Annotated in this window: 23 protein-coding genes and 1 pseudogene; 12 read left to right on the top strand and 12 right to left on the bottom strand. The window is 59.5% G+C overall.

Features of this window, described 5'->3' with window-relative positions; genetic code table 11:
• Positions 1 to 83: 83 nt before the first annotated feature.
• Complete coding sequence (locus CO667_RS11640; protein ID WP_097618517.1) at positions 84 to 818, bottom strand: response regulator transcription factor; 735 nt, start codon at positions 816 to 818, stop codon at positions 84 to 86.
• A gap of 846 nt (positions 819 to 1,664) precedes the next feature.
• Positions 1,665 to 2,753, bottom strand: coding sequence for a hypothetical protein (locus tag CO667_RS11650; protein ID WP_097618518.1), 1,089 nt, complete (start codon positions 2,751 to 2,753; stop codon positions 1,665 to 1,667).
• Positions 2,754 to 3,228: 475 nt separating this feature from the next.
• Between CO667_RS11650 and CO667_RS11655 the strand changes: the two genes are divergently transcribed.
• From CO667_RS11655 to CO667_RS11680, 7 genes and pseudogenes are all read left to right on the top strand, one after another.
• The gene (locus CO667_RS11655) at positions 3,229 to 3,804 is read left to right on the top strand and encodes a PE-PGRS family protein (RefSeq protein WP_097618519.1); all 576 of its coding nucleotides are present in this window, start codon (positions 3,229 to 3,231) and stop codon (positions 3,802 to 3,804) included.
• Positions 3,805 to 3,907: 103 nt separating this feature from the next.
• The gene (locus CO667_RS11660) at positions 3,908 to 5,623 is read left to right on the top strand and encodes a type I secretion system permease/ATPase (protein ID WP_097618520.1); all 1,716 of its coding nucleotides are present in this window, start codon (positions 3,908 to 3,910) and stop codon (positions 5,621 to 5,623) included.
• A gap of 14 nt (positions 5,624 to 5,637) precedes the next feature.
• Positions 5,638 to 7,083 carry an HlyD family type I secretion periplasmic adaptor subunit gene (locus CO667_RS11665; RefSeq protein WP_097618521.1) on the top strand — a complete coding sequence of 482 codons (1,446 nt, stop codon included), beginning with the start codon at positions 5,638 to 5,640 and terminating at the stop codon, positions 7,081 to 7,083.
• The gene (locus CO667_RS11670) at positions 7,073 to 7,369 is read left to right on the top strand and encodes a transposase (protein ID WP_179874117.1); all 297 of its coding nucleotides are present in this window, start codon (positions 7,073 to 7,075) and stop codon (positions 7,367 to 7,369) included. The genes CO667_RS11665 and CO667_RS11670 overlap by 11 nt, the downstream gene beginning before the upstream one ends.
• A 669-nt stretch (positions 7,370 to 8,038) precedes the next feature.
• Positions 8,039 to 8,575: a transposase gene (locus tag CO667_RS35815; protein WP_245433122.1), complete on the top strand. Its 537-nt coding sequence runs from the start codon at positions 8,039 to 8,041 to the stop codon at positions 8,573 to 8,575.
• Positions 8,572 to 8,976: a transposase gene (locus CO667_RS35820; RefSeq protein WP_245433123.1), complete on the top strand. Its 405-nt coding sequence runs from the start codon at positions 8,572 to 8,574 to the stop codon at positions 8,974 to 8,976. The genes CO667_RS35815 and CO667_RS35820 overlap by 4 nt, the downstream gene beginning before the upstream one ends.
• Before the next feature lie 112 nt (positions 8,977 to 9,088).
• Positions 9,089 to 9,385: pseudogene (locus CO667_RS11680) on the top strand (hypothetical protein); the annotation flags it as partial.
• A 59-nt stretch (positions 9,386 to 9,444) separates the two neighbouring features.
• On the opposite strand, the gene CO667_RS11685 reads toward CO667_RS11680, so the two are convergent.
• Positions 9,445 to 10,341, bottom strand: coding sequence for a LysR family transcriptional regulator (locus CO667_RS11685; RefSeq protein WP_097618523.1), 897 nt, complete (start codon positions 10,339 to 10,341; stop codon positions 9,445 to 9,447).
• 108 nt (positions 10,342 to 10,449) lie between these two features.
• On the opposite strand from CO667_RS11685, the gene CO667_RS11690 reads away from it, so the two are divergent.
• The 3 genes from CO667_RS11690 (at position 10,450) to CO667_RS11700 (ending at position 12,626) form a co-directional block, all read left to right on the top strand.
• Complete coding sequence (locus tag CO667_RS11690; RefSeq protein WP_097618524.1) at positions 10,450 to 11,121, top strand: DsbA family protein; 672 nt, start codon at positions 10,450 to 10,452, stop codon at positions 11,119 to 11,121.
• Between the two features lie 15 nt (positions 11,122 to 11,136).
• Positions 11,137 to 11,631, top strand: a complete 495-nt coding sequence (locus CO667_RS11695) for a heme-binding protein (protein WP_097618525.1) — start codon at positions 11,137 to 11,139, stop codon at positions 11,629 to 11,631.
• A 98-nt stretch (positions 11,632 to 11,729) separates the two neighbouring features.
• Entirely contained in the window at positions 11,730 to 12,626 is an 897-nt protein-coding gene (locus CO667_RS11700; protein WP_179874118.1) for an MBL fold metallo-hydrolase, read from the top strand.
• 728 nt (positions 12,627 to 13,354) lie between these two features.
• On the opposite strand, the gene hpaI is transcribed toward CO667_RS11700, so the two are convergent.
• From hpaI to CO667_RS11740, 7 genes are all read right to left on the bottom strand, one after another.
• Entirely contained in the window at positions 13,355 to 14,167 is an 813-nt protein-coding gene (gene hpaI, locus CO667_RS11710) for a 4-hydroxy-2-oxoheptanedioate aldolase (RefSeq protein ID WP_097618527.1), read from the bottom strand.
• 10 nt (positions 14,168 to 14,177) lie between these two features.
• Complete coding sequence (gene hpaH, locus CO667_RS11715) at positions 14,178 to 14,981, bottom strand: 2-oxo-hept-4-ene-1,7-dioate hydratase (protein ID WP_097618528.1); 804 nt, start codon at positions 14,979 to 14,981, stop codon at positions 14,178 to 14,180.
• 1 nt (position 14,982) lies between these two features.
• Positions 14,983 to 15,852, bottom strand: coding sequence for a fumarylacetoacetate hydrolase family protein (locus CO667_RS11720; RefSeq protein WP_097618529.1), 870 nt, complete (start codon positions 15,850 to 15,852; stop codon positions 14,983 to 14,985).
• 19 nt (positions 15,853 to 15,871) lie between these two features.
• Positions 15,872 to 17,326 (bottom strand): NADP-dependent succinate-semialdehyde dehydrogenase, encoded by a 1,455-nt coding sequence (gene gabD / locus CO667_RS11725; RefSeq protein ID WP_097618569.1) that lies wholly within the window; start codon positions 17,324 to 17,326, stop codon positions 15,872 to 15,874.
• A 76-nt stretch (positions 17,327 to 17,402) separates the two neighbouring features.
• The gene (gene hpaD / locus CO667_RS11730) at positions 17,403 to 18,383 is read right to left on the bottom strand and encodes a 3,4-dihydroxyphenylacetate 2,3-dioxygenase (RefSeq protein WP_097618530.1); all 981 of its coding nucleotides are present in this window, start codon (positions 18,381 to 18,383) and stop codon (positions 17,403 to 17,405) included.
• Between the two features lie 38 nt (positions 18,384 to 18,421).
• Positions 18,422 to 19,939, bottom strand: a complete 1,518-nt coding sequence (hpaE, locus tag CO667_RS11735; RefSeq protein ID WP_097618531.1) for a 5-carboxymethyl-2-hydroxymuconate semialdehyde dehydrogenase — start codon at positions 19,937 to 19,939, stop codon at positions 18,422 to 18,424.
• A 94-nt stretch (positions 19,940 to 20,033) separates the two neighbouring features.
• Positions 20,034 to 20,426 carry a 5-carboxymethyl-2-hydroxymuconate Delta-isomerase gene (locus CO667_RS11740; RefSeq protein ID WP_097618532.1) on the bottom strand — a complete coding sequence of 131 codons (393 nt, stop codon included), beginning with the start codon at positions 20,424 to 20,426 and terminating at the stop codon, positions 20,034 to 20,036.
• Positions 20,427 to 20,546: 120 nt separating this feature from the next.
• Here CO667_RS11740 and hpaR point away from each other — a divergent pair, with 120 nt between their 5' ends.
• A complete protein-coding gene (hpaR, locus tag CO667_RS11745; protein WP_097618533.1) occupies positions 20,547 to 21,020 on the top strand; it encodes a homoprotocatechuate degradation operon regulator HpaR in 474 nt (157 codons plus the stop codon).
• Positions 21,021 to 21,063: 43 nt separating this feature from the next.
• Here hpaR and CO667_RS11750 read toward each other — a convergent pair whose 3' ends face one another.
• Both CO667_RS11750 and CO667_RS11755 read right to left on the bottom strand, forming a co-directional pair.
• A complete protein-coding gene (locus tag CO667_RS11750; protein WP_097618534.1) occupies positions 21,064 to 21,576 on the bottom strand; it encodes a flavin reductase in 513 nt (170 codons plus the stop codon).
• Between the two features lie 9 nt (positions 21,577 to 21,585).
• The gene (locus CO667_RS11755) at positions 21,586 to 23,148 is read right to left on the bottom strand and encodes a 4-hydroxyphenylacetate 3-hydroxylase N-terminal domain-containing protein (protein ID WP_097618535.1); all 1,563 of its coding nucleotides are present in this window, start codon (positions 23,146 to 23,148) and stop codon (positions 21,586 to 21,588) included.
• A gap of 52 nt (positions 23,149 to 23,200) precedes the next feature.
• Between CO667_RS11755 and CO667_RS11760 the strand changes: the two genes are divergently transcribed.
• Complete coding sequence (locus tag CO667_RS11760; protein ID WP_097618536.1) at positions 23,201 to 24,127, top strand: helix-turn-helix domain-containing protein; 927 nt, start codon at positions 23,201 to 23,203, stop codon at positions 24,125 to 24,127.
• The last annotated feature ends 27 nt before the right edge of the window (positions 24,128 to 24,154 follow it).

Consider the following 24,154-nt stretch of genomic DNA (forward strand, 5'->3'; position numbering starts at 1 on the left):
AGAGATTGGGGCATCGGCGCCCGAAGCGGAAAGGATCAGTGCGAGGAACCGGCTGGCCGACATCGGCCCCCTGACGACACCACCTAACTCGGCAAGGCGTCATGCCCGCCGGCGGCTCTTTGAACTAAGCGGGCAACCACCTCAGTGCGGTTCTGCGCCTGCAACTTGCGCATTATGTGTTGCAAATGCATCTTCACCGTATGCCCCGACAAATTGAGTTTGCCCGCAATGACCTTATTTGAGCAGCCGCATTGCAACTCCGCGAGGATATCCGTCTCCCGGGGAGTGAAATCGGCAATCGCCAGGTACTGCGTCCTGTCATCCAAGCTTTTTTCGGCCTCATTTCTGGGTGGGCTATCGTTTGAGCCTGCTGTAACAGCTCCCAATAGCTGCGGGAAAAATGTTCCTCCAGCCAGAACGAGACGAAGACCGGCAAGGGCAATGTCAACGGGCAGGGAAGTCGAGAAAAAGCCGCGGATGCCCATCGTGAGCGCCTGACGGGCTATGATGGCGTCATCCGTGCCTGAGAGAAACGTGACCGGAGCCTCAGGAAAACGTGCAGCAATTGCCGCGAGATCATCACGCAGGCTGGTGCTTTCGACACCTCTGCCGGCCAGATCCAATGCAATCAAACGCACCTCAGCTCCAAGAGCTCGATCGAGACTCTCGGTAGAGATTAAATCTATAAAGTTCCAACCGGCGAGTTCACCCTGAAGAAGCTTCACCACGGTCGTGCGCGCGAGAGTAGAGTGCTCAATGATGATCACAGTTGGTGCATTGCGCCCCAGACGGCGCTTAGTTCTAGCAATGTCGGACACTTGCGTGCTCCCCAGATATTTGCAACGCAACAGCTATTCATATTATTCCTCTTCTCACTACATGTCATGATAAAAAGCGAGTGTATTATTGATATCAATAGTCTGATCTCTCATGATAATTCTTATAGTCTATAAGATTTCATCGATAGATAACTGGGGATGCGGAGCATATTGAAGGGCTTGTTCATGCGGGTACGCTGGTTCGACTTGTCGCTGCAGACTTTCCAGCTTTCGCCGAATTCACGTATGGCAAGCGGGTCAACAAAGCTTTCAAAGGCACTGAAAAGGCAACCGATCTGCCGCAGAACCATTGAGGAAAGAGCCATTGGATATCACCAGCTGGCGATCGGCTCGGCTTTGTTTCCATATCTCAAATCAAAGCGGTCGCAGACCCCGGTAGCAAAACGACAAAGGGGACAAGCGGCAAAAGTACAAAGATCGCCGACTACCCGTTATGATTAGTGAAACTGCGCTTTAATGACGCATAATACCAGTTAACATTGTTCTCACTCAGGCAACACTGCCCTCCGGCACCGCCAGACGCCGGCCGCGAACGGCCTCTGGTGGCCGAAATCGGCGAGAATGCGGATGAGGTCAGAGTGGGATGTTCGGTATCTCGGTGAACCGGTCCGTTCCGTGCCATATCGGCCCAAGAGACGAAAGCCGGGCGGAGCAAGCGATTCAACATATGGCTTGAAAATGACACGAAGCACAGCCTCGTGCAGTTGAACCTCTGCAATGCAAGTCGGAGTCTATCCGCTCTAGCTATTTGTTTTCACGCAATTCCCGGCAAAAGCGTTTCACGCTTTGCCTGGAAAACCGCGGCACACTTTTGCTGGAATTGCTCTAGCTATGCATGAAGCTCAGAATGTCGTCGACGAGAGCCGAATGCGCGTCCGTGAGGTTGCCTTCTCCACCGTGGCCTGCGATACCGGCCAGTTGCAGCGCTTGCTGATCATAGAGAACATGATCGGTCTGTTGGGCGTCCGCCGTCCCGCCGGCGGGAACGGCAATGTTGATGGGATGGAAATAGCCGAAATTGACGTCTACCATGCTGCCGGTTGACGATCCGTCCCCACCGCCGCCACCTGCGTGGTTGCCGGTAAAAATCGTATCTGACGACAGGTTGAAGCCTCCGCCATTGCCGCCGATGCCTGCGATCTGCACAGTGCCCTGATCGAAAATGACATTGTTTGTCTGATGAGCCTCTGCGGAGCCGCCTGCGGCGCCCACGGCGATGTTGATCGGTGAGAAAATGGCGATACTCACGTCGACCATGCTGCCGACGAAATATCCATCGCCGCCGTGGCCCGCATAAAAGTCGCCGGTCAATGTGAGCGCAGTTCCCGGGCTCATCGACGCGCCGTGGCTCGCGACGTTATGGTCTCCGCCCGAGCCGCCCATGCCGCCAATCTGGGTCGCGCCCTGCAGGAACAGTGCGTTGTTCGATTGCTCGGCGTGAGCCTCCGCGCCGGGGCCTGCAGCCACAGCAGTATTCACGGGGGTAAACGCCGCGACTTCGGTGCTGACGAGTCCACCGTAGAAGAGCCCATTGCCCCCGGTGCCGGCATGATTGCCGCCATCGCCGCTGCCGATGGCAACATTGCCGCTTCCACCATTGCCGCCTATCCCAGCCATTTCGGTGGGATGCTGATTGATGAGCGCGTCGTTGCCCTGGAAGGCGCCGGCACTGGAATGAGGTCCCGCAATGGCGGCATTGGACGGCGCGAAGACGGCCAGTGCGTTGCTGCTGACCACGCCTTCGCTGATCCCGTCACCGCCGCTGCCGGCTGAATTATGGCTCGGACCAGAAGCGACATCCAATGGAAGCCAAGTCGGTACCAGCGCCAAATGCCCCGCGGCCACGTTGGAGGCGAGGTGTTGATCGGTGCCCGTCTTGGGCAGGTTTTCCGATAAGGGACGAGTTTCCGCCATTACGGTCTCCATTCGCGGGCGACTGCACGTCCACCGAGCATGCGGCGCTATGCAGCCTGAGTTGTTCAGGCATTGTGCATCTGAACGTGGGAAAAGCAGAGCCTGCAATTCGTCTACATCCTGTCGGCTAGTTCTGTAGCCATTTGGCTGTCATGGCCGCAGCGCCTCTTGTGCGAATAGCGAGCGCTAAATCCGCCTTTGGATCAAAGGCTCTGGCGTCGCTTCGACGAGCTCGCAGACAGGATCGTGACTATGCCACCCTGCACCAAATCGCTAAGTGCTAATCCAAATAACGCTCCGCTACCTCCAAGTATACGCCCGAATGAATGTCGCCGAATATCTAGATAGGCCACAGATTAAATCGCAGGCAATATTCGCCTGCGGTTGTATTGGCTGCGGTGACATGCTGGGACGCACACCGCAGGGGGACGCCGTAAAACGAACACGGATGAAACCAAGTAAAGGAGTGACATCAATGCCTATTCCACAGATATCCGACACGATTCACCTCAACAACCCGGATGCGGGTGATGCGAATGCCGGCAACGGCGGTGATGGCCACAACAATGGGAACATCAACTACAATCCGGTTGCGTATGTAGACCCCGTGCAAACGGTCTACGGGGCAGAGACCCATCTGCACAACGGCGATCACGTTTGGCAGAAGGCAGGTTGGGACGCCGGCAGTGGCGGAGACGGTGGCCTTGCTCAGGCCAAGAACGGCTTCCTGGCGGCGGTCACGAACAGCGGCGACGGCGGCGCGGGGGGCGATTCCCACTCCAACGGCAGCCAAGGAAACACGAGCGGCCACGACACGGCTTCGGTAGCTGCGGCTACGACCGCGACACAATATACGCAGCTCGTGGCCGATCAGCATGCCACCATCCTCGCCGGCGTCGGCGGCAATGGCGGCAACGGAAACAACGCTCTGGGCGGCGATATCTCGTCGGCTTTGGTTCACTCGGATCCCGAAACGACGACGGTGAACAATTCTCTCGATCACTTCATAAACGCCTTCGGCCATATCGACGTCGACCATCTCGGCTCATGAACTCTGACTCTGAGGGTCGCCGGTTTCGGCTGGCGACCCTCCTGAATTGCTGAATCAGCACGCAGCCTCTTCTTGTCAGAATCAAGTGCAGCGAGATCTGATAATGACAACGATTTCCATAAAGCCACCGCGCCCGCCGACACAGCTTGTTGTTGCGCTCAGGGCTTGTGCCGGAGCCTTCGGGTTGGTCTTCCTCTACAGCTGCGGCTACAATCTCTTTCTTCTCGCGCCTTCCATCTATCTCCTGCAGATCTATGACAGGGTGCTGTCGAGCCGAAGCGCCGACACGCTCCTGATGCTGACGATCATCATCGCCATCGCCGTGCTGGTCGGGTCCATGCTGGATATCGTGCGCAGGGCAGCTCTTTCGCGCATCGGCAGTTGGCTGGACCACAGGCTACGGCCTATGGTTCTCACCGCATCGTTCGAATATGCCGCTCGCGCTGATGCGGGAGCCGCCACGGAATGCTACAGGGACCTGGCCGCATTGCGCCAGTTCCTCGATTCACCGGCTAGTTCCCTGTTTTTTGACGTTCCCTGGGCGCCGCTATTCCTGCTCCTGCTCTTTCTTGTGCATCCGCTGCTCGGGACCATCGGTCTTCTGAGCGCAGTTGCACTTCTGCTGTTTGCGTTCATGACGGAACTGGCGACGCGCGCGCCGCTTGCCCACGCCAATCTTGCCCTTTCGAAGAGCTATCTGCGCTTTGCGACCGCCCTCAAAAACATCGAGGTCATCCGGGCAATGGGCATGCAGGATGGCGCAGCGCTGATCGTCTATCGCGATGCGGAAATGGCAAGACGGGCGCAGGATATCGCGATGCATCGCACCGAGATCATTCTTGGTTTCTCCAAATCGATCCGAACACTCGCGCAGATCCTCATGATGGGATCGGCGACCTGGCTGGTGCTCGTAAACAGCGGCAGTCCCGGGATCATCTTCGTTGCGAGCCTGCTGCTCGGGCGCGGGCTCGCACCGATCGAGGGCGCAATAGGGGCATGGCGCTCCTTTACCTTCGCCCGCAATGCCTTCAATCGCCTGAACAGAATGCTGATAACAGTTGCATCGGATTGCGATGCCCGAATGGTGCCGGTGCCGGAACCCAGTGGCCTCATTCTCGATAACGTCAGCTATTTCAAGCCCTTCGCCAATCGGCCGATATTGACTGACATCACCTTGCGCCTGGCGCCTGGCGATTGCATAGCGCTCATCGGTCCGTCGGGATCGGGAAAATCGACACTGGGTCGCGTCATGGCAGGCGTTGTGCCGGCAACGAGCGGATATGCTCTTCTCGGTGGGGTCGATATCTCGGCTCTGCGCCTTTGCGGGGGAACCTGCCACGTCGGTTACCTGCCGCAGGACATCGAACTCTTCGGCGGAGCGATCAAGGATGTGATCGGTCGGCTGGACGGAGGAGATCCCGGCAAAGCGATCGACGCCGCAAAGCTGGTTGGATTGCATGAGGCGATCATGCGGCTGCCGCAGGGCTACGAGACCGATATCGGTGAAGGTGGAAACCTGCTGCTTAGGGCTCAGCGCCAACAGCTGGGACTGGCGCGGGCGGCCTATGGAAATCCGTCTCTGATCGTTCTCGACGATCCGAATTCGAGCCTGGATTATGACGGCGAACGCATGCTGTTTGCGGCAATCGAGCGCATGAAATCCAGGGGGATGATCGTCGTTGTCATAACGCACCGGATGGGGATCCTGCCGGTCACCAACAAGATTGCCATCATGCGTAACGGGACGGTGGCTGCCTTCGGCGACAGCGAGCGGATTTATGAAGCTTATCTTCAACCACCGTCTCGAACAGGAACCTAGGGAGGGACGCCGCCATGACCCTTGTTCCACTGGACACAACGCCGGCGAGATTTTCAAATTCGCCAGGGACGGGCCAGCGGCTGGCTCAGATACCGACAGCGACATCAAGGCAACAGGCGGCCTATTCGCCGGTGATCGAGTCGAAACAGCGCGGACCCGCCCCGCCTTCGCCGATGCCGGGGCTCAGAGGCGTTGTCTGGACGGGGAACCTGTTGATCCTGGTTTTTATCGTCGGATTGGGAATCTGGTCGGTTCTGGCGCCGCTGAAAAGCGCTGCAATTGCATCGGGCGTGATCGAGCCGGAGTCCAGCCGTAAGACCATTCAGCATCTGGAAGGCGGGATTGTCCGACGGATCCTCGTCAAAAACGGCGATGCCGTCATGGCCGGACAGATCGTGATAGAACTCGACGACACGAAGTCTCGCTCAGAGCGCGACAGCATTCAAGGGCAACTTTGGGACGCCGAAGGAAGCCGCGCCCGCCTGCTTGCGGAGCAGACGGGCGGCGACCATGTCACCTATCCTGAGGACCTCAGGGCAGCCATGGACAGATATCCTTCGGTCAGCGCGATTCTGATCGGGCAACAGAAAATCTTCGAGGCCCGTCGCCGGGTCATGCAGGCGGAAATTCAGATCGCCAATGAAAAAATCGCGCAGGTGCGGCAGGAAATCGTCGGACTTGGCGCGCAGAAGGCAGCACTGGCCGACAGAGCCGCAATCTCGAGCGAAGAACTGGATCAGGTGACCGTCCTCAATGCCAAAGGACTGGAAAGAAGGAGCAGACTTCTCAACCTCGAGCGGGAAAAAGCAGACCTCGATGGCCAGCAGGGTCAAGTCGAGGCACAGATCTCGCGCGCCTACCAGGTGATCAGCGGCTCACAGGCCGATCTTGCAAAGCTCGAGAGCGACCGGTTGAGCGAAGTCGCCCAAGGCATGCGCGATACGGAAAGCCGGATTATACAGCTGCGCGAGCGTTTGCGGGCGATCGACGACCAACTCGCAAGGACCGACATCCGCGCTCCCGAAGACGGAACGATCATGAACCTGCGCGTCCATACGTCAGGTGGGGTGATCGGCGCCGGCGAACCGCTCGTCGATCTTCTGCCCCGCGCCGATCGCCTTATCGTCTCTGCCCATGTGAGACCGGAAGACATCAATCTCGTCCATGCGGGGCTCGAGGCACAGGTTCACCTCCTTCCCTACAATCAGCGGCGCGTTCCACTCCTCAAAGGTCGGGTCGAGTATGTATCAGCAGACCGTCTCACCGATACGCAGAGCGGCCAGCCCTACTTTGCCGCGACGATCCGCGTAACGGATGAACGGTTGGCGAAAATGCGCGATGTCGAACTGGTTGCAGGCATGCCAGCACAGACACTGATTGAAACGGGCAAAAGCAGCGTGGCGCTCTATGCTGTCAGACCACTTCTCGACAGTTTCAATAGAGCATTTCGTGAGGACTGAAGCGGTGATGGGCAAGAGGAAATTCGACGATGAGCAGATTACGGTCATTCTGAAGGAGCACCAAGCCGGAGTGACGGTGGCGGATGTTTGCCACAAGCACGGCATCAGCGAGCCGACCTTCTATCGGTGGCAATCCCTGCAGTACGGAAATGTTGGTCTCGAGGCCAGAAGGGTACGAGCGCTGGAGGAAGAGAACCAGAAGCTCAAGAAGCTTTTGGCCGAAGCCATGCTCTCGGCGGCAACGCTGAGCGAGATGCTGGCGAAGACATCGAAAGGGCGAAACTAAACAGAGGGTTGGCGGAGCACCATATTTTGGACGAGTGAGCCTCTCCAAGCGGGGAAAAGGGTGACACGGCGTCAGGCGTCCGCCGTGAATGCGGTCCATCCGGCGCCGCCGCTGCGGCTGTTTTCCGTCCATCACGGCGTCATAGCCGATCCGCGAAGAACTCGATTTCCGTCGCCCCGGCGTGAGGCCGCTGACGGTCACGCTGGAATCCTTCCTACGGGAAGGGGATCGCATCGCTTGGACGGTCGAAAATGACGGCTGTCAGAGGATATATAGTATACCCTATCGTACCTTGTGGCGGAGGAGTTGGAATGTCCGCTTTTGTGCAAAGTAGAAATGTCACTTTGGGCTTCGGCACGGTACGACGACCAGCCCCGATCTGAGCGGCTGGTCCGGGTTGCAAGATCAGATCGGGGCGGGTGAGGGACACCTCTCGGCTCATATGCGCTAGGTTTAGGACTGGACATGAAGAATCTGGTTGTGATTCAAGCTTAGGATGAAGATTCGTCCTGAGATTTTGGATCATTGGCCGGAAGTCAGCGCGCGGTTTCCGGCGGGTTTTGACCTGGAGGCAACGGCGCGGTCGCGCGGTGTGCTTTCACGCGGGTGCGGGAGATCAAGAACGCCGCAACGCTGTTGCGGCTGGCGCTTGCCTATGGCGGCCTTGGTATGTCGCTGCGCGAGACCTGTGCCTGGGCCGAAGCGGGCGGGATTGCCCGCTTGTCCGACCCATCGCTGCTCGAGCGGCTGTGCAAAGCAGCGCCTTGGCTTGGCGACATCGTGGCCGCGCTGATTGCCGAACAGACCAAAGTGCCGGCGGGGCGCTGGTCGGGATATCGCTTGCGGGTGCTCGATGGAACGTCGATCTGCCAACCGGGCGCCGACCGCACGACATGGCGGCTGCATGTCGGCTACGACCTGGCAACGGCTCAGGTCGATCAGCTTGAGTTGACCGACATCCATGGTGCCGAGAACCTTCAGCGCCTGACCTACGCACCCGGCAATATCGTGCTGGCCGATCGCTACTATGCAAGACCGCGCAATCTCCGGCCGGTGATCGACGCCGGCGCAGACTTCATCGTGCGGACCGGCTGGAACTCCTTGCGCCTGCTGCAGACGAATGGCGAGCCCTTTGATCTGTTTGCTGCGCTCGCCGCTCAGCAAGAGCAGGAAGGCGAACTCAGGTCCGTATCCACGAAGGCGTGACGGCGGCGACGCCACTGGTCCTGCGCCTGGTTGTCCGGCGCAAGGATCCGCAACAGGTGGAAGCCGAGCACAAACGCCTGCTCAAGGACGCCAGAAAGCGCGGCAAACAACCCGATCCGCGCAGTCTCGAGGCGGCAAAGTACATTCTGCTGCTGACTTCGCTGCCGGCCGCCACCTTCCCGCCAGCTGATATTCTCACCCTCTATCGCTTCCGCTGGCAAATCGAGTTGGCGTTCAAACGGTTCAAGAGCCTGGCCGGTCTCGACAGCTTGCCGGCCAAGAAGCCGGAACTGGCCCGGGCATGGCTCTACGCCAGACTGATCGTTGCCATCATCGCCGAACAGATTGCCGGGCAAGTCCCGGACTCTCCCCCCTCTGGATACGCCAATCCCACAGGCTAGCCTCCCACAGGCAAGCCCCTCGCGCTGGCGTCTCATGAAGATAGCCCTGGCCACCATTTGCGCCGCCATCCGCGGACCGCTGCTGTGGCAGGCCGTCTGTAAGCTCCTCACCCGGCGGCGCGTTTTGCTCGGGTCAAGCATGATGGCGATCAACGGGCGGATCCAACGGGAAGGGGACGTCGTGCACCTCATCGCCCAGCAACTGTTTGATCTGTCGGGCGACCTATCCGCCTTGGCTGATCGTGATGGAGAATTTAAACTGCCGACGGGCCCCGGCGACGAGTTCGCTCACGGGTCGCCGGGGAGCCCGGATTCGCGGGATCGAGCGCCGACGGTCAAGCCGAAGGATATTTTCATTCCAGACCTTCACATCGATACTCTGAAAATCAAAAGTCGGAATTTTCACTAAAGAGAATGGTGCTTCGGCAAGAGTGGGCCAACGGTAGAGTCATCAAATGCCCGGTGTGTTTACATCTTCAACGCCGCCATTAGCATTTCCACAAACGCTGAAACCTTAGGCGGACGAAAGCGAGCTGCAGGATAGACCGTGTACACGCCGCCCGATGGTAGATGCCATTCAGGGAGAACATGAACCAAGCGCGCATCGGCCAGATCGGCGGTCGCGAGGAAATCCGGCACGATAGACAATCCGCCACCTTGGCGAACCGCTTCCAACACCGCTGGCGTGGTGTTGATCGCGATGTCCGCCTTGAAACGCACAGTGCGTATTCCTCCATCACCGCGTTTGAAGGTCCATTCCAAAGGCTCTTTCAGCGCGTTGTTGGCAACAAACGGTAGGGACGGCATGTCGGACGGTTCGCTGTATGCAACTATTTTGTCGGCGAGCGACGACGCACCGACCAGCAACTGCCGAAACGAGCCGATCCGTCGTGCCTGCATGCTTGAGTCAGCCAACCAGCCGACGCGAATGGCCAAGTCCATGTTGTCGGCGACCAGATCGACCACACTGTCGCTCAGGTTAAGCTCCACCTTGCAATGTGGATAGCGGTTCGCGAAAGCGGTGACCAGGGGCACGACGACCGAGGTACCGTAATCATAGGGTGCCGTGATCCTCAGCAAGCCTTTAGGTTCTGTCCTGGCTTGAGCCAGCTCTCCCAGGGCATCTTCGGCCTCGCGCAGGATCGATACGCAACGGGCGTGAAACATCCGCCCCGCCTCGGTGGGTTGGAGCCGCCGCGTTGTGCGCATTAGCAACGTAATGCCGACTTCCTGTTCGAGCCTTGCAACTTGCTGGCTGACGACCGCCTTGGTGATGCCGAGATACTCCGCTGCCCGGGTGAAGGATCCCGCATCGACGACGGCGACAAAATAGGCGAGTCGATTGAGATTTGTCGCTTCCTGCACGAAGGCACTCCCGTTTGATCATTTGCTTTTAACATACATTCTGTCGTTTTCGTTGGCCTTATCGTTTCAATCTTCTCATGCCATTTATGACTTCACAAGGAGCGAGACATGCGCCACAAGGCCCACATCACCTATCTCTTCGATCCCCTCTGCGGCTGGTGCTATGGTGCCTCGCCCGTGCTCCGGCAGTTAGCCGCAATTCCGGGGCTGACTCTCGTGCTTGCGCCGACAGGCTTGTTTTCCGGAACTGGAGCACGGCGAATGGACACGCAGTTTGCCGCCTTTGCCTGGTCCAACGACGAGCGTATTGCGCAATTGACGGGACAGCGGTTCACCGACGGCTATCGCAACCAAGTGCTTGCAAAGGGCGGCATGCTGGACTCCGGCCTGGCGACATTGGCGATCACAGCAGTGGCGCTGACAGTTCCGGCACGCGAACTCGATGCGCTCAGTCAGATTCAGGAGGCTCGTTATGTCTCAGGTCGCGATATCACTGACATGCCCGAAATTAGGAACATCCTCGAGAATGCCGGTCTCGGCGTAGCCTCAGGCCGCCTTGAAGTACCGGATGCGGATCTTCTCGCCGCAAACCGTCAGCGCATTGAGGCGGCCCGCGCCCTGATGAAGGAATTCCACATCGATGGCGTACCGGGATTGGTTGTCGATGATGGACAGCGCCGCAGATTGATCGGGGCACGTGATCTGTTCGGCAACCCCGATCTGATTGCCAGGCTCTCGGACATGGGCGCTTCTTTGTCCGAGGCCACCACGCATTCCTGAACGAAGGATACCACGATGATGATGAAGCGAGCGATCCGTTCCGCACTGGTCTTGGGTGTGCTTGGGGTTGCTATGCCGGCCACTGTCTCGGCCCAGAGCGCGCCGCCCTATGGCGCGCCGATCACCGTCGAACGTGCCAAGCAGGCTGCAGCGGCGGCCGTCGCCGAAATGCGCAAGCGCAATCTAGCGATGACCATTGCGGTCGTCGATTCCGGCAGCAATTTGGTCTACCTGGAACGGTCCGACCAAGCCGGCATCGGCACGATCGACGCGGCAATCGGTAAGGCGAAGGCCGCCAACGGCATCAAGACGCCGACCAAGGCAATCGAGGACATGATCCTCAACCACAATCAAAGTAACCTGCTTGCCGTGCCGGGAGCGTTCCCGGTCGAAGGCGGCGTGCCGATTGTCGTCGACAATCAGGTTATCGGTGCGATTGGCGCTAGTGGCGGTATGCCTGCTGACGACGGTGCGGTTGCCGATGCTGGTGCGAAAGGTCTCCATCCTTGAGGTGCAGCCGCCAATCACGCAGACGAAGTTTCACGATCGGGCTGCCAGCCCGAACTTGACCGTCTGACAAACATCGAGAGAAACACCAGGAGACAACTATGTTTACAAGGAGAACCATCATGAAAACCACTCTCGCAGCCGGTGCTACCGCCGTCTTTGCTCCAGCTGGTCTTGGCCATGCTGCCGCGGGGCTGACCTGGAAGCATTTCCCCGCCGGACAGAACGGTTTCTTCCGTGCCCCGGTTCTGGTTTCCGGCGCGACGGAAACCGTGCTGATCGATGGCGGCTTCACGCTTCCCGATGGCAAGGCGGTGGCCGCAGCGATCAAAGCTACGGGCAAGAGGCTCACCGCGATCTATATCAGCCAGAGCGATCCAGATTATTACTTCAGTCTGGGTCCGATCAAGGCTGCCTTCCCGGATGCAAAGGTTATCGCTGCCTCCGCCACGGTTGCCGCCATCAAGGGCAGTGTCGAGAAGAAGCTTTCCGTCTGGGGTCCGCAGCTCAAGGAAAATGGCCCGCAGACGCTGACCGATGTCGTCATCCCCGAAACTTTCGATGACAAGGCGCTGACGGTTGACGGCGAGACCGTCGAGATCGTCGACGCGGAAGGCCTCCCCAACCGGCGCTATCTGTTCGTGCCGTCCATCAACGCGGTATTCGGCGGCGTGATGATCTTCAACGGTGTTCATGTGTGGACGGCAGACACAAACAGCGCCGAACTCCGCGCCGCCTGGGTTGCCAACCTCGAAAAGATCGCGGCGCGCAAGCCGGCGGTGGTCGTCGCCGGACACATGGCTCCCGATGCCAAGACCGATCTCTCAGGCGTCGAACATACCATCGCCTACCTGAAGGCGTTTGAGGAAGAATTGGCCAAGGCCAAGGATGCCGCAGCTCTGAAGGCCACCATGGAAGCACGCTTCCCGGGTCTCGGCATGGGCGTTGCGCTCGATATCGGCTCCAAGGTCGCCACCGGCGAAATGAAGTGGGGCTGATCGCCGTGGGCATCAACCTCGATCTCATCCGGGCCACCTACGAGGGTTCGTCGGAAGACAATGGTCGCAACCTGCTTGCGGCCCTGGCACCCAATGCGAGGTGGACGGAAGCCGCTTTCCCTACGCTGTTGCACGTCGCGCCGGCGCGGTGGTAGGGTTGCGTTTCCGAGGGGTGCGTTGGTTGCCTTGCCGAACTTCGAAATGAATCGACCCGGCGCCGTGGTGCTAACTTAGGTCGAGAAATCGGAGGCCACCTTCGGTGATGCCGACAGAAGTCCGGCTTCCTTGCGTCAAGACCGGATGATTGATCTCGACGAGCTTATAAGTCCGGCAGGATCCGCAGGCGCCGCCATTGCCGGCCCTCGGGCCCGAGAGCTGCTTGTGGTTGTGGGCGCGACAAGTCAAGGGCGTCATTTACGGCTTGATCGGCACAGCCCTTGCCCAGGCCCTCTACGCGCTGATTGCTGTGGGCCACAAGTGACGAAGTGGTGATCTGCGATATCAATCATCCGGCCCAGACAATTGCGAAACACACGACCTGTGGGAAAACTGCTCAGCGCACGAGCCGAAAAAAGCAAAGGAGAAAACCGAGACCTCAAATACAGACCCGAAACATACATAGAGGGCGGTCAAATCTCTATGGAAATGCCGGTCAGTTTTCTCACTGGAAATCAACAGATATGAATGTCACTCTCATTTGAACGTGGATTCGCTTCATTCAGCACAGTTCAGTAAACACTTGCCGAAACTGAGCTTCCAGGACAAGCGGCATTTGCCCTCTGAAAATCGGACAACAGGCGCGACGCGCCGTTCGCCAGCAGGCTGACGTCGTTGCCGATGGCGACGAAGGTGGCGCCGAGTTCGAGGTAGCGTTTAGCAAGCGACTGATCGGCAGTGAGGATGCCGGCGGCCTTGCCATGCGACTGGATACGAATCAATGCCGCTTCCACTGCCTGTTGCACCTCTGCATCGCCTGGCCTGCCGAGGTGGCCCATGTCGGCGGCGAGATCGGCCGGCCCGATGAAAACACCATCCACGCCGTCGGTGGTAGCGATGTCATCGAGCGCGGCCAGCCCGGCGCGGCTCTCAATCTGCAGCAGCAAGCAGACCTCGTCATTGGCGGTCCGGAGGTAATCGGGAATACGATTGAATGCCGATGCACGGGCAAGCGCTGCCCCGACACCTCGCACGCCGTGCGGCGGATAGCGTACCGCGCGCACCATGGCGCTTGCCTGGTCCCCACTCTCGATCATCGGAACCAGCACCGTCTGCGCGCCGATATCGAGGATCTGCTTCAAGAGCCAGGCCTCGCCGATCGGTGCCCGGATGACCGGGTGGCTCGGCGAACCCTTGAGCGCCTGCAATTGCGCGGTCATCAGAGGTATGTCGTTCGGCGCATGCTCGCCGTCTATCAGCAGCCAGTTATAGCCGGAACCTGCACAGATCTCGGCCGTATAGGGATTGGCGAGCGCCAGCCAGAGGCCGATCTGCGGACGTTTCTCGGCCAAGGCCGTCTTGAACGTGTTCTTGGGCGCGGGCATCGGCACTCTCCTATGCGAAATAGCTGCTGACCGTTCCATAGGGGCCGAAATCGGCGATGATGGTGTCGCCGTGACGCGCCTCGATCGGTCGGATGAAGGATCCGGCGAGGACGACCTGGCCTGCCTCGATGCCATCACCATATTGTGCCAGCCGGTTGGCAAGCCAGGCAATGCCTCGCGCCGGCTGGTTCAAGACACCGGCACCCAGACCGGTCTCTTCCACCTCTGCATTGCGGCTGACGATAGCCCCCATCCAACGCATGTCGACGGTGTCGGGCCGCGCCATGCGCCCGCCAAGCACGATGCCGGCATTGGCCGCGTTGTCGGAAATCGTGTCGACGATGGTGCGGGCCTTCTTTGTTTCGGGGTCGACCCTGAGGATTCGCGTATCAAGAATTTCCAGGGCCGGGGTGATGTAGTCCGTGGCATTCAGCACGTCGAACACTGTGACGCCGGGTCCTTTCAGGGGAGCTTTCATGATGAAGGCGATCTCCGCCTCGATCCGGGGCTGGATGAAGCGATCAGCAGGGACCGTCGCACCGTCCTCGAAGAGCATGTCGTCGAAAAGCACGCCGGAATCGGGAGTGTCGATGTTCAGCGCATATTGCATGGCTTTCGAGGTGAGCCCGATCTTCCAGCCGATCACCTTGCGCCCGGCTGCGAGCTTCTTCTTCACCCAGGCCGACTGCACGGCATAGGCGTCGTCCATCGTCATGTGCGGATACCTGAGCGACAGAAGCTCCGTCTGTTCGCGCGTCCGCTCGGCGATATCGAGACGCTCTGCCGCCTGCGTGATCTCCTCGGATGTCAGCATCTCATACCTCGTCAGCGATCGTGTTGCGCAAGATGCCGATACCATCGGCTTCGACCTCGACGAGGTCGCCGGGCTTCAGCCAGATCGGCGGATCGAAGCGTGCACCAGCACCTGTCGGCGTACCGGTGACGATCACATCGCCGGGAACGAGCGTGGTGAAGGTCGAGATGTAGTTGATGATCTTGCGGAAGGAGAAGATCATCCGGCTGGTGCGATCGTTCTGGCGCACGTCGCCATTGACCCGCGTCTGAAGCTTGATGTCGGCAAGCTGGCTCTCGTCGCGATAAGGCACGAGCCAGGGACCGATCGAGCCGGTGCGGTCGAAGTTCTTGCCCTGGGTGACGTTGAACTTTGCATGGCGGACCCAGTCGCGGATCGTGCCTTCGTTGCACAGCGACAGCGCAGCTATGTGGGAGAGCGCCTCAGCCTCGGGAATCCGCCGGCCACCCTTGCCGATGACGATGACGATCTCGCCTTCGTAGTCGAGCTGTGGGCTTTCCGGTGGACGGATCAGCGGCTGGCCGTGGCCGGTAAACGAGCGCGGGAAGCGGATGAACAGGGAGGGATTGGAAGGGGCTGCCTGCCCATCCTTGTATTCTTCGTTGCGGTCGGGGAAGTTCACGCCGACGCAGATGATTTTTTCCGGCGCGGGCACGGGGATTTCGTAGCGGATCTCCGAGACCGGAAAATCGGGCTGCAAGCCCGCCGCTTCCTCAGCGAGCGTCAGCAGCGCGCCGGCCGCGATCACCTCGCGCAGCGTTAGCCACTTGGTGCCGTGGCGCGCGAAAAGATCGACGATACCGTCTCCGGCAAGCAGACCATATCCGGTGTGTCCGTTGCGAGAAAAGTTGACAATTTTCGGGTGGGACATCGTTCTCTCCCTATTCAGTTCAGCCGATGCCGCCGAGGCAGACATATTTGATCTCGGTGAATTCCTCGATGCCATATTTCGAGCCTTCGCGGCCGAGACCCGACAGTTTGACGCCGCCAAACGGCGCCTCCGCTGTCGAGATCAGCCCAGTGTTGACGCCGACCATGCCGTATTCCAGTGCCTCGGCCACACGAAATACCCGGGCGAGATCCTTGGCGTAGAAGTAGGAGGCGAGGCCGAACTCGGTGGCGTTCGCCTGCTCGATCACATCTTCCTCATCCTTGAACCGGAAGAGCGGCGCCAGCGGACCAAAGGTTTCTTCTCGTGCGACCGCCATATCCTTGGTGACATCCGTCAGGATGGTCGCTTCGAAGAAGGTGCCGCCGAGCGCATGTGGCTTGCCGCCCTGCAGGATGTGCGCACCCTTGTCCAGCGCATCGGCGATATGCTCTTCAACCTTGGCAAGGGCCGCCTTGTCGATCAGCGGTCCGAGGATGACGCCCTCGTCAAAGCCGTTGCCGGTCTTCAGCTTGGCGACCGCGGTTGCCAGCTTTGCTGCAAAAGCGTCGTAGACGCCGTCCTGCACATAGATGCGGTTGGCGCAAACACAAGTCTGGCCGTTGTTGCGATATTTGGCAATTAGGGCCCCTTCGACTGCCGCGTCGAGATCGGCATCGTCGAAAACGATGAACGGCGCATTGCCGCCGAGCTCAAGGCCGAGCTTCTTGATTGTCGGTGCGCTCTGCTTGTAGAGTTCGGTGCCGATTTCGGTGGAGCCGGTGAAGGTCAGCTTGCGCACGACGGGGTTCGAAGTCATTTCGCCGCCGATCGCCGCGGCGGAGCCCGTGATGACGCTGAAGAGGCCCTTCGGCAGGCCGGCGCGTTCGGCCAGGATAGCAATCGCAATCGCCGAGAACGGTGTCTGCGAGGCGGGCTTCAGCACCATGGCGCAACCGGCTGCGAAAGCCGGGCCGGCCTTGCGGGTGATCATCGCATTGGGGAAGTTCCACGGCGTGATGGCCGCGACGACGCCAATCGGCTGCTTCATCACCATGATGCGCTTGTCGGGCTGGTGGCCGGGGATCAAGTCGCCATAGATGCGGCGGCCCTCTTCAGCAAACCATTCGACGAAGCTTGCGCCGTAGACGATCTCGCCGGTCGCCTCGGCCAAGGGCTTGCCCTGCTCCAGCGTCAGGATGCGGCCGAGGTCTTCCTTGTTCTCGATCATCAGGTCGAACCACTTGCGAAGCACGGCGCAGCGTTCCTTTGCCGTGCGCGCTGCCCAGCCCCTCTGCGCCATGCGGGCGGCCTCGATGGCCGTCCTGGTCTCGGCAGCACCCAGCTTCGGCACATATCCGATGATCTCGCCGGTCGCCGGGTTGTTCACCTCGATCGCGTTGGGGGGATCGGCTGTGATCCATTCGCCGGCGACAAGTGCCGCCTGATGGAAAAGTGAAGGGTCTTTCAAGAGCATGATCAAGGTCCGATCGGTTGATGTGAGCGGATAGGCGGCTTGGCCCAGCCGGTTTAGCGGCTGAGCCGTCGGGTCGTCACGGCGCGACGATCGGCTGCGCCTTCAGGACAGAATCCACCACTGGTGCTCCAACAAAAAGGCTGCCTTCCTCGAACCAGGACTTTGGCGCCGGCGCACCCCAGAGTGTCTGGCGCTGCGGATCCTTGAGATCCCATTTGATCGGCTCCAGGTCGGGATCGACCGTTTGATAATCCGAGCAGTAAATTTCAATTCGGTGGCCGTCCGGATCGCGAATGTAGAGGAAAAAAGCGTTGGAAATGCCGTGTCGTCCCGGCCCGCGCTCGATATTCGCAAGCCAGCCGGTGGTCGCCATCAGGTCGAGCAGGTCGATGATGTTGAGCGGCGTCGGCACCCAGAACGCGGTGTGATGCAGGCGGGGGCCGCGGCCGTTGGTGAAGGCAATGTCGTGAACCCCACCCTTACGGTGTGTCCAAGCGGCCCAGAGCCTGCCCGTCTCCTCGTCGGCGGTATATTCCGTCACCCGGAAACCGATCTCATTATAGAAGGCAACGCTCTCGTCGACATTCGGCGAAAAGCAGTTGAAATGGTCGATCCTCAGCGGCTTTACGCCTTTATAGAGGGCGTATTTCTGATGGATCGGCGGTAGCCGGTCCATCTTTGAATAGAATTCCAGCGGAATGCCATGCGGATCGCGGGTCCGGAACGTGCGCGATTGATAAGGCCGTTCGATCCATTCTACGGGCAAGCCCTTGCCCTTGAAGAACTGCTCCGCCTTGTCGAGGTCCTCGTCGGAAAATACCTTGAAGCCCAGGTCCCCAGCTTCAGCAGTTCCGGCTTTCTTCAGGATGATGCAGTGATGGCCGCGCTCTTCGAGTGCGCGCAGATAGATCGTGTCTGCCGTCTCATCGGTCACCTGCAGGCCGAGCGTATCGACATAAAAGGCGCGAGACCTGGCAAGATCGGTGACGGCAAGCTCGATATGGCTGAGGCGCACGATGTTGAAGGGCGGGTAGAGATTGGGCGTGGGCAAGGGCATGAAGGGTTCCTCCGAAGTTTTAAATGTGCGCCGTGCGGTCAGCCGCCGAGCTTCTGGATCGCATGCGCCGCGGTAGCAAAGGCAACGTTCTTGGTTTCCATGTAGAAATCGAAGGACCAGTCACCGCCGTCTCGTCCGATGCCGGAATTCTTGACGCCGCCGAAGGGAGTCGGCAGATGACGCACATTTTCGGAGTTCACCCAGATCATTCCGGCTTCCAGCGCATCGGTAAAACGGAAGGCGCGAGTGACATCAGAGGTCCAGAGATACCCGGTGAGGCCGTACTGTACGTCATTGGCAAGCGCCAGCGCATTGGCCTCGTCCGTGAAGGGGATCGCGGTCAGCACGGGACCAAAGATTTCCTCCTGGGCAATACGCATCCGGTTATTCGCCCCGGTGAACAGGGTCGGAGAGACATAACATCCGCCGCCCGGCCCATCGAATTTTGCGCCGCCGGCGGCAAGCGTCGCACCGTCCTCTTTCCCGATCGCGATATATTCCAGCACCTTTTTTTCATGGACGGGATGGATCAACGGGCCGATGACGGTTTCGGGATCGAGCGGATGGCCGACCTTGATGCGCTTGGCCTTCTCAGCGACCATCGCGGTGAACCGGTCGTAGATGCCTTCTTCCACAAGCAGGCGGGAGGAGGAAGTGCAGCGCTCGCCGTTCAGCGAATAGATCATGAAGACGGCGGCGTCAGCTGCGCGCTCCAGATCGGCATCGGCAAAGACGATGACGGGGTTCTTGCCACCAAGCTCGAAATGCACGCGTTTCAGCGTATCTGCACCCTGTTTCATGATCATTGAGCCGGTCCGGCTCTCACCGACAAAGCCGATCGCCTTGATGGCAGGATGCTCGGTCAACGCCTTGCCGGCATCCTCGCCGAAGCCGTTGACGAGATTCCAGACACCCTTGGGCAAGCCCGCCTCTTCGGCGATCTCGACCAGCAACCGCGCCGTGAGCGGTGAAAACTCCGCCGGCTTGTGGACGATGGTGCAGCCGGCGGCGAGTGCCGGTGCGATCTTCCAAGTCGACAGCATGAAAGGCGTGTTCCAGGGCGTAATGACGCCGACCGGGCCGATCGGCGCGCGGCTGGTGATGTTGACCTGGCCGTTCGCACGCAAGCTCTTTCCATCGCGAGCATCTGCGGCGCGATCGGCGAAGAAACGGAAATTTTCTGCGCCACGCAGCGCAGCCTTTGCCATGAATTTCAGCGATTGGCCGGTATCCATGCATTCCGTGAAGGCGATCTCCTCGGCGCGCGCGACGATGGCATCAGCTATTTTGTGCAGCAGCGCCTTGCGAGCATCGCCCGGCATTGCCGCCCAGGCTGGGAAGGCCGCCTTCGCTGCCTTCGCTGCCCGGTCCACATCCGCCGCCTTGCCATGTGCGACCTTTGTCAGCACCTTCAGATCGACCGGAGAAATGACATCGAAGGTCGTACCGTCGGCGGCCGGAACCGCTTCGCCATCGATATGGTTCAGTACACCTTGCTCACGGAAGCGGGCCAAATAGGCCTCTGCCTTCGCAATGTTGTTTTCAAATGTCGACATTTTCTTCTCCGATATTGCTGATCTTTCAGCGCCGGAAACGAGGCAGCTGTGCAACGTTTCGCTGTCTGTCACGTCTGGATTCTGGCTGGACGGTCTAGCTATTCGTTTTGCGAAGGCGCGGATGAATGGCGTTCTTCTTCCAGCTGAGCGCCGGATCGATCTCGCGGATTTCGAGGGTCAGGGCAAAGTGAGGCGTCTGGAAAAGCGTATTCAGGTGCTTCGTCACCGCCTGGAAGATCGCCTCGCCGGTCCGGCGCTTGTCATCCTCGCTCCGCCCCTCGCCGATACGGAAGGACATGTCGATGAAAGCGTTCTCAGCAAGAAGATCCGCGATCGCATAGGCTTCGCACCGAATGGCGCGCACCCGCACCGCGCCGACCTCGAACAGGCCCGTTTTCAGGATTTCCGCATGAACCACGCGACAAAGCGCGTCGAAGTCCACGCTTCGATCAAGATTGGCCGAATAATCCATCGTGAAATGCGGCATCGTTCCTCCCGCGCCACAGTGCCTTATATATTTAACATGTTAACAATATTTGTGGCCTTGTCAACGGTGACGGGCACGCGGCTCGTTGCGCGCCGCAAAAATTTGATCCATAGAACCCTTATGACGAGACAATCCCCTGAGACGAACGGCATAGTGCAGGACGCTCTTCTTCCCCGTGACACTCGCCGTTCGTTGCCCATTGCGCTGCTTCGGGCGCGTGAGGCGGTGATGGGGCATTTCCGTCCGATGCTCGCGCTGCATGACGTAACGGAACAGCAATGGCGGGTGATCCGCATTCTGGCGGAAGCCGGAACATTGGATGCCTCAGAGCTGTCGGAACGAGCCTTCATTCTAGCGCCTAGCCTGACGCGAATCATCCGGTCCCTGGAGGAACGTGGCTTCATCACCAAGACCAAGGATGCTGAAGACGGTCGCCGCATTCTGCTCGAGATCACAGCCGCCGGGTTGAAGGTCATCAATGAAGTCAGCCCCGACAGCCAAATGATTTACACGGCGCTGGAGCAGCGGTTTGGTCGGGAACGGATCGATATGCTGCTGGATATGCTCGACGAACTGGCGACGTTGAACAAGTAGTCGGATGCCTGCCGTGCCTTGGTAAAACAAGGCGGCAGACAACTCATCCCCCGAAGCTGCCAAGTTGCGTTGGAACATGGACGTAGTTCCGGTCAAAGTAAAGCAACGCATCCCCATCGGGGCGGGATCTGATGCCCGCGATCCGCCCAATGAAGATGTGATGACTGCCAACGAGTCTTGCCTCCGACAGTTCGCAATCAAACGAGACGATCGCATCGGCGAGAGCATCCGTGCCTGAAGGCATTGCGATCCAGTCCGCAGAGGCGTAGCGCGCCTCCATATCGGCGGTTGACCCGGCAAATTTCCCTGCCAGTTCTCTGTGGTCATGGCTCAACACGTTCACGCAGAACCGGTGGTTTTCCAGAAACAGTGCAGTTTGGGCGGATCGGCTATTCATGCAGACGAGCAGCGTCGGGGGCTCATCCGTGACGCTGCACATGGCCGTGGCGGTGAACCCGCCGCGACCGGCAGGACCATTGGTGGTGATGACGTTGACCGGCGCGCAAACGCGCGCCATGGCGTTGCGGAACTCGGTTTTGGAAAAGGCCTCCTCCATGGTCGCCTCCTATTCAGCAGCGGACTTGAACTGGTCTGCATTGCCGATCGGCGGCAACCATGTGTCAGCGGTCCAGCCGTTTTCGTCGTAGTCGCTCATGCAGGTATCGACCAAGGCCTCCATTTCGCGCAACCGTCCGCCACGCTCGGCCCCCTTCAGCACCTGAAGCCGGACTTCTTCCGGCGCTCCGGCATAGTTCAATTCGTAGAGCGCATGCCGTCCGCCGAACTCGCTCCCAGTTGCGTCCCACAAAAGCTTCATGATCTTGATTCGCTCGATATGGCCCATATCGTTGGAGCCACGCACATATTGGCTGAGATAACGATCGATGTCGGGATTGCCGAAATCTTTAGCCGAGGACGGCAGGTAGATCAGTCCCGAGGCGACAACCTTGCGGACCGTCTCGATGACGCGGGGATAGGCTTCGGACATGAAGGTACGATAGGCAAGAGCCGCCTCCAGATTGGGAAGCACTGCGCCGTTCGCCCAGGGGATCGGATTGTAGGCCATGGCGTTGGAGAAGCTCCAGAACATGTGGCGCAAGGCGATGACTTCGCCAAGTGCTGCCTGGTTGCCACGGAAGGCATCGCCGCCGGTCGCCCGCAAAGCCTTGGCGAGCAGGCCCGCCAGGAAGTCGAGTTTGACGGCGAAACGCGTGCAGCCCTGGAAGCAGTAGCCATGCATGAAGCCGGAAGCGGGATGAAAGGACAGGATCTTCGGCGCATCGCGCAGGACCAGCACGTCCTCCCAGGGGATGAAGACATTGTCCAGAACGAGGATGGCATCGTTCTCATCGAAGCGGGAAGAGAGCGGGTAGTCGAACGGCGTGCCGACACGGTTTGCCGTTTCCTCATAGGAGACGCGGCAGAACATCTTGATGCCGGGCGCATTCATCGGAACGATGAACATCACCGATAGCGACGGGTCTTCCGTAACCGTCGCCGAGCTTTGCGCCAGGAAATTGTAATGCGTCAGCGCAGAGGACGTCGCCACCACCTTGGCGCCCGAGACGTAGATGCCTGCATCGGTTTCCTTGGTGATATGAACGAATACGTCTTTTACGGCATCCGCTGGCTTGTGGCGGTCGATCGGCGGGTTGACGATCGCGTGGTTCATGAAGAGAGCCGCTTCCTGGGCGCGCTTGTGCCAGGCGAGAGCATTGTCCTTGAAGGGACCGTACCAGTCGGCATTGGCGCCCAGCGTATTCATCAGCGCCGCCTTGTAGTCGGCGGTACGGCCCATCCATCCGTAGGACATGCGGGCCCAATCGGCGATAGCGCCCTGCTGGGCGACTAGATCGGCGGAGGACTTTGCGACGCGGAAATATTTGTGGGTGTAGCCTCCAGAGCCGGTGTCGGTCGGCGATGTCAGGCGCTCTTTCGTCTTCTCCGCATGCAGTGCATCGTAGAGCCTTGCAAGCGATCGCACCGAATTGCGCATCGACGGATGCGCCGTCACATCGTTGACGCGCTCGCCGTTGATGTAGACCTCGCGCCCGTCGCGCAGGCTGGCGAGATATTCCTCGCCGGTGAAAGGCCGCCTGGTATCGGCCCGAAACTCTTCTGCTCTCATCGTCTCCTCCTATGATGTCAGTCAAAGCTAGTCCTTGCATACGTCCTCCACCATGGACAGAATAGGGAAATCACTTGTACTTTTTTCGGCGGCCCGCATGAGCGATATCGTCCCAAGCTTCTTTGTCTACGGCGAACCGGATCGCCCTTTGGAGATCGGGTTTCTTCATGTCGAAACGGTGATGTCGCGAGCAAATCTCCATTCCGGCCAGGTCAAGGCGCACAAGCACGATAGAATGATGCAGGTCACTTTCTGGACCGGCGGCAGCGGATCCTATTTCATTGAAGACCAGCGTTTGGACTTTTTGGCACCTGCCGTCAGCGTCGTGCCGAGCGGCGTCATCCACGGCTTCAACGTCGACCCGCTTGTCTCGGACGCGACCGTCGTGTCGATCGCAGACAGTCTGCTGCCATCGATCGCCGGCCAGACGACGCTCCCGCTGGATCGCCCGGTCATGGTGACAGGGCAGGGAGCAGAGGCGCTCTGGGACAGGCTTCGGCGGACCATGCAATTAGTCCTGGAGGAGTACGCCGAGGGGAGGGGCCAGGCCGACACGATCATTGCACCATTGACTGCCGCCCTGCTGACCCAGATCGGACGCCTGGCTTCGGACGCGCCGAGGCTGGCGCAATCGCCGCAACGCTTGCTTGCTGGCGAGCTTCGACGGTTGATCGACCGGCATTTTCGTGAGAACTGGCCGGTCGAGCGTTACGTTTCGAGCCTTGGTACTACGCCGCATCTTCTTGCCAAGGCCGGGCATATGGCTTTCGGCCAGGGCGTGAAGGATATGATTGCCGAGCGTCGTCTGATCGAGGCCAAGCGGCTGTTGCTCTTCACCATCCGCCCACTTGAGGACATAGCCTATGAGGTGGGCTTGAAGGATGCCGCCTATTTCTCGCGCTTCTTCCGCACGCGAACCGGAATGCCGCCCAGCGAATGGCGGCGGCAAAACATAGTCGATGAGCATAGACGCGAATGACGGACTCTGTTTAACATGTGAAGTATA

The sequence above is a fragment of the Rhizobium sp. L43 genome (assembly GCF_002531725.1).
Lineage (GTDB): Bacteria > Pseudomonadota > Alphaproteobacteria > Rhizobiales > Rhizobiaceae > Rhizobium.